The sequence below is a fragment of the Capnocytophaga sp. oral taxon 329 str. F0087 genome (assembly GCF_000213295.2).
GTDB classification, from domain to species: domain Bacteria; phylum Bacteroidota; class Bacteroidia; order Flavobacteriales; family Flavobacteriaceae; genus Capnocytophaga; species Capnocytophaga leadbetteri_A.
The window spans coordinates 11117-15608 of sequence record NZ_KN390035.1; the positions used below are offsets into that span (position 1 = coordinate 11117).

General features: G+C 39.4%; 6 protein-coding genes. 4 read left to right on the top strand and 2 right to left on the bottom strand.

The window, feature by feature from the left end; genetic code table 11:
- On the bottom strand, positions 1-454 hold a 454-nt coding region (locus tag HMPREF9074_RS09660; protein ID WP_034540467.1), incomplete at its 3' end, for a hypothetical protein.
- Between the two features lie 159 nt (positions 455-613).
- Complete coding sequence (locus HMPREF9074_RS09665; RefSeq protein ID WP_034540474.1) at positions 614-1585, bottom strand: hypothetical protein; 972 nt, start codon at positions 1583-1585, stop codon at positions 614-616.
- A 307-nt stretch (positions 1586-1892) separates the two neighbouring features.
- On the opposite strand from HMPREF9074_RS09665, the gene HMPREF9074_RS09670 reads away from it, so the two are divergent.
- From HMPREF9074_RS09670 to HMPREF9074_RS09685, 4 genes are all read left to right on the top strand, one after another.
- A complete protein-coding gene (locus HMPREF9074_RS09670) occupies positions 1893-2681 on the top strand; it encodes a YfgM family protein (protein ID WP_009389296.1) in 789 nt (262 codons plus the stop codon).
- 99 nt (positions 2682-2780) lie between these two features.
- Positions 2781-3269, top strand: a complete 489-nt coding sequence (ribH, locus tag HMPREF9074_RS09675) for a 6,7-dimethyl-8-ribityllumazine synthase (RefSeq protein ID WP_009389295.1) — start codon at positions 2781-2783, stop codon at positions 3267-3269.
- A 12-nt stretch (positions 3270-3281) separates the two neighbouring features.
- Positions 3282-3944 carry a DUF4294 domain-containing protein gene (locus HMPREF9074_RS09680; RefSeq protein WP_009389294.1) on the top strand — a complete coding sequence of 221 codons (663 nt, stop codon included), beginning with the start codon at positions 3282-3284 and terminating at the stop codon, positions 3942-3944.
- A 90-nt stretch (positions 3945-4034) separates the two neighbouring features.
- Positions 4035-4492, top strand: a 458-nt coding sequence (locus tag HMPREF9074_RS09685) for a DUF3108 domain-containing protein (protein WP_034540469.1), incomplete at its 3' end; no start/stop codon positions are given.

Here is a 4492-nt window from a genome sequence, read left to right on the forward strand (position 1 = left end):
TAATTTCATCTTTGATAAACATATTGTTATCTAAAATATATTCTATTTCGTCTGTTATTATTTTTATATTGTTTGATTTAATTAGAATTATTTGTTGAATTATATCATAAACATAATAAAAAGTAGTAAAAGATTTATTCTTTCTATTAATTACACAATTATAAGTAGTATCTAAGCAGATAATCATATTTAGAGCAATAACATTATCTTGTTCAGTCAGAAATAAACTCTCTAAATTTTCTAATTTATTTTCTATTGATAAGTCTCTCACATTATTATATAGGAAGTTCCATAAATAGTTTTTCATTCTGAATAAAATGTTAATAGTTTCTAACCTAAAGAAGCTTTTATTAAACAAAGAGAACATTCTCTCTGTGTTCCAAAGAGAATATAAAGTATATTCATTATAAGACATTTCATCAATTTTCTCTTTTTTTATATCTTCAAATACCATAGAGGATAATTTTAATGATTATGTTTCTCAACTTTTATATCGAAGCAGTTTAAACTTTTCAAATAAAAGTTCCCGAAAATTAGTAATTTTGTGTTTGAGAAAAAAAGAACACCAAAATTCAGGAACTTTGGGCAAAGATACAATAAATAATTGGATTATTTACTCACTCAAATTTGCCCCTACAAACCATATAACCCTCCTGATAGGTTCAGAAGAGTGTTCTCTAAGGTCTGCTAACATTTCTTTGCGCTGAGCATCACTCACTTCTTCTATTTTTATCAGGTCGCCAGCTTGCCAAACCCGCCCTTTGTAATAGGTTTGTTCAGCCACCTTATAAATATCAGGGTCATCCGTGCGTACTAAGGTGCTGATAGCCTGTGCCTCGGCGTGCGTAAGTCCCCCTACCAAATTAAGCACCTGACCATCAGCCGAATGCACACCCCAAGCAAACATCGGCAGAGCAATATCAAGAGGAAGCGGGTACTCTCTAAGCTTGCCTAAATAACGCAAAGCGGTCGAGCGGTCATAGATAGAGTTAGCCCCCGTAGCGGTGATGCGCCCCATATTGTAGTACATCAGCACCCCATAATCCACCGGCGGCACGCCCGTTTCCTCTCTGTACTTCACTTGGTGTAAGCGTATAGTGGCAGAAAGCTGATAAGGATACTCCTTCTTAAACGCCTCCAACATACTGAAATACGCTTGTTTAGTAGAAAGCGACCAATCACAATCAAACTGCACCTCATTAACCCTAAGGCGGTAATACCTATTGATTTGCTCAATATAATCACCTAATTTATGCGCCAGCGTACTTATATAGGTAGAGTTTCCTTCGGTAAGTTCAGGGTTAAAAATCTCATTTTTAAGATAGACAACCGGTATAACCGTCTTGCCTTGTACGCTAAGGGTATCAATATCTACAGGTGCGATGGGGACGGGTGCATTGTCGCGCAACCCCACATCGCAATAGCGAATATAAAGGCGTTCTATCCGGTTATTCTTCACAAAATCAGCTTCTTCAGCCGAAAATTGCACCTGTGTTTTCCAGCAATACAGAGCCTGCTCAGGCGGAGTATCCTCATAACTACAAGCCCCTAACAATACTAATAATAGGTATAGATATTTTTTCATAAGGGCAAAGATAGTTAAATTTTCCAATTTATAAAATTGCCAATTTATCAACTCTCTCATCATTTCATTACCAAATCAGCAAATAGATTAAGGGTACAGAAAGAATATACAATGAATACAGGAAGAATATAGAATACCTAAGGAATCTCTTTTGTCAAATTAGCAACCAAAACAGCAAAACGCTGCAAATAATGCAAATCTACAAATCGGCAAATTGACAAATTAGCAAATTGGCAAATCAAAAAAAAATAATTTTGCTATTTAAAATAATTGTTGTACCTTTGCCGAACTTTAATGAAAATTATATATGGCAATTTACAAAAAGAACAACAACCGACCTAATAGACACAAAGACACCGAGCTCTTAGAAGAAGCTCACGAAGCTCATTTACACCAAGAAAGTACTACCGCCGAAGTGTTTGACGCCCTCGATGCTGGCGCTAACCGCACCGAAGATTGGGTACGCAAAAACCAAAAGCCTATTATCATCACTCTCGTAGCTATCGCTGTGGTAGGATTAGGCTATTTGCTATACCAACAGTTCGTAAAGGCTCCTAATGAAAAGAATGCCGCTAACGAACTCTTCTTCGCGCAACAAGTCTTCGATGAGGCTATGGAAGCTACCGATGCTAAAGCTAAAGATTCACTCTTTAGAGTATCCATCAAAGGCGGTGGAGGTAAGTACGGATTTGAGCAAATAGTTCAAAACTACAGCGGTACCAAAGCGGCTAATTTAGCTGAGTACAGTATGGGTATGGCGTATATGCGTTTAGGCGATTACACCAATGCTATCAACCACCTAAAGCAATTCGATGCTTCTGACGACATCTTTGGCGCTTTAGCCTATGGCAATATCGGCGATGCTTACCTACAACAGAAAAATCCTGCCGAGGCGCTTAATTACTACGTGAAAGCCTTCGAATACAGCAAAAACGACTTTATCACGCCTATATACCTCAAAAAAGCTGGTATCGTAGCTACCCTTCAAGGCAAAAAAGACGATGCACTGAAGTATTATGAGCGTATCAAAGATGAATTTCCTACTTCAGAAGAAGCGCGCACCGTCGATATCCTTATCGGAAAAATAAGCTATTAATAATATACATCAGATAATAAGAAAGCAGGTAACAGGTAAGCAAGCATTACTTGTTACCTGTTATTTCATAATTAAAAATTCAAAATTCATAATTAAAAAGTGGCTACAGAAAATAAAAACCTATCTCAGTACGACAAAAGTACCCTTCCTAACGCTAAAGATTTCAAAATAGGAATCATCACCTCAGAGTGGAATGAACAAGTAACGCACGGAATGCGCGAAGGGGCTATCAACACCCTAAAGGACTGTGGTGTAGCGCCTGAAAACATCATTAATTGGTCTGTACCGGGCAGCTTCGAGCTCGTACACGCAGCCAAACGTATGCTCGACACTACTACTGCCGACGCTATCATAGTAATAGGTTGTGTCATACAAGGCGAAACAAAGCACTTCGACTTTGTATGTCAGGGGGTTACACAAGGCATCTCCCACCTCAATGCCGTACAGAGCGATGTCCCTGTTATCTTCTGTGTCCTAACCGACAACACCCTACAGCAATCACTCGACCGCAGTGGCGGCAAATTAGGCAACAAAGGCGTTGAGGCCGCTGTCACAGCACTCAAAATGGTAGCTGTAGGAAGAGAATAAAACTATAGTAATATGAAACACTTATTCGTCATTTGTTTTTTATTTATTGCCTGCCCCCTACTACCGGCACAAATACGCGATACGCTGTTTATATTCGACAAAAAGTTCTACGCAGGCGACACTATTCAGCTTACCGAGATTAACCTCTTTGGTAAAGAGCGCTCCTTTGCCGACCTCGAGGCTCAAAAACGCTACCTCCTCTTGCGCAGTAGGGTGAAGCGTGTTTATCCGTACGCCAAAATGGCAGCCGATCGCCTAAGCGCTATGCAGCACACTATGGATACTATGCAGAACAATCGCCAAAAAAGAGTGTACATCAAGCGCACCCAGCATTATATAGAAGAACACTTTACTGACGAGCTGAAAAAACTCTCACGCTCACAAGGGCGTATCCTCATCAAACTCATTCACCGTCAAACAGGTAGAACTGCCTATAACCTTGTAAAGGAATTGCGCAATGGTTGGAATGCCTATTGGTATAACAAAACCGCTTGGCTGTACGACCTATCGCTCAAAAAAGAATATGACCCTCATAACGTAGAAGAAGATTATTGGATAGAGGAAATCATACTACGCGCTATAAACAGAGGCGAACTCGAACCTCAAGTACCTGCCCTCCGGTTTAACTTTACCGAGCTTACTGAAGAGCGCAAAAAACGCCTATCCGACAATTAGCCAATTTTCAAATTTGCTAATTTGCTAATTTGCTAATTCATTTGGCATACTAATTGATTAAATACCCCCTAAAAACTAACACCTAACACTATGAAAAACCTAATTACAGTATTTTGTATATGCTTTAGCAGCTTACTGATAGGGCAAACAACCGATTTGCCCTTCAAAAACGGAGAGTGGTTGCGCTTCAAAGTGCGATATGGTATCTTCAATGCCAGTATGGCTACCCTATCGCTAAAAGAAGAGATGTACAATGGCGAAAAAGTATACCACGCTATTGGCAAAGGCTCTACTACGGGCTTAGCTCGTGTATTTTTCAGAGTAGATGATGTATACGAAAGTTACTTTGGCATCAATGATGGCAAACCGCGCTTGTTTATCCGCAACATCTACGAAGGCGGTTATACCAAATACCTCAAAATGTACTTCAATCACACCGAAAACAAGGTAAAAATTAACAATGTAGAGAACGGAAACAACACCGAAATCAGTTTTCAACCCGGGTTGCAAGATGTTATCTCGGCTTTTTATGCTTTGCGTCATTACCC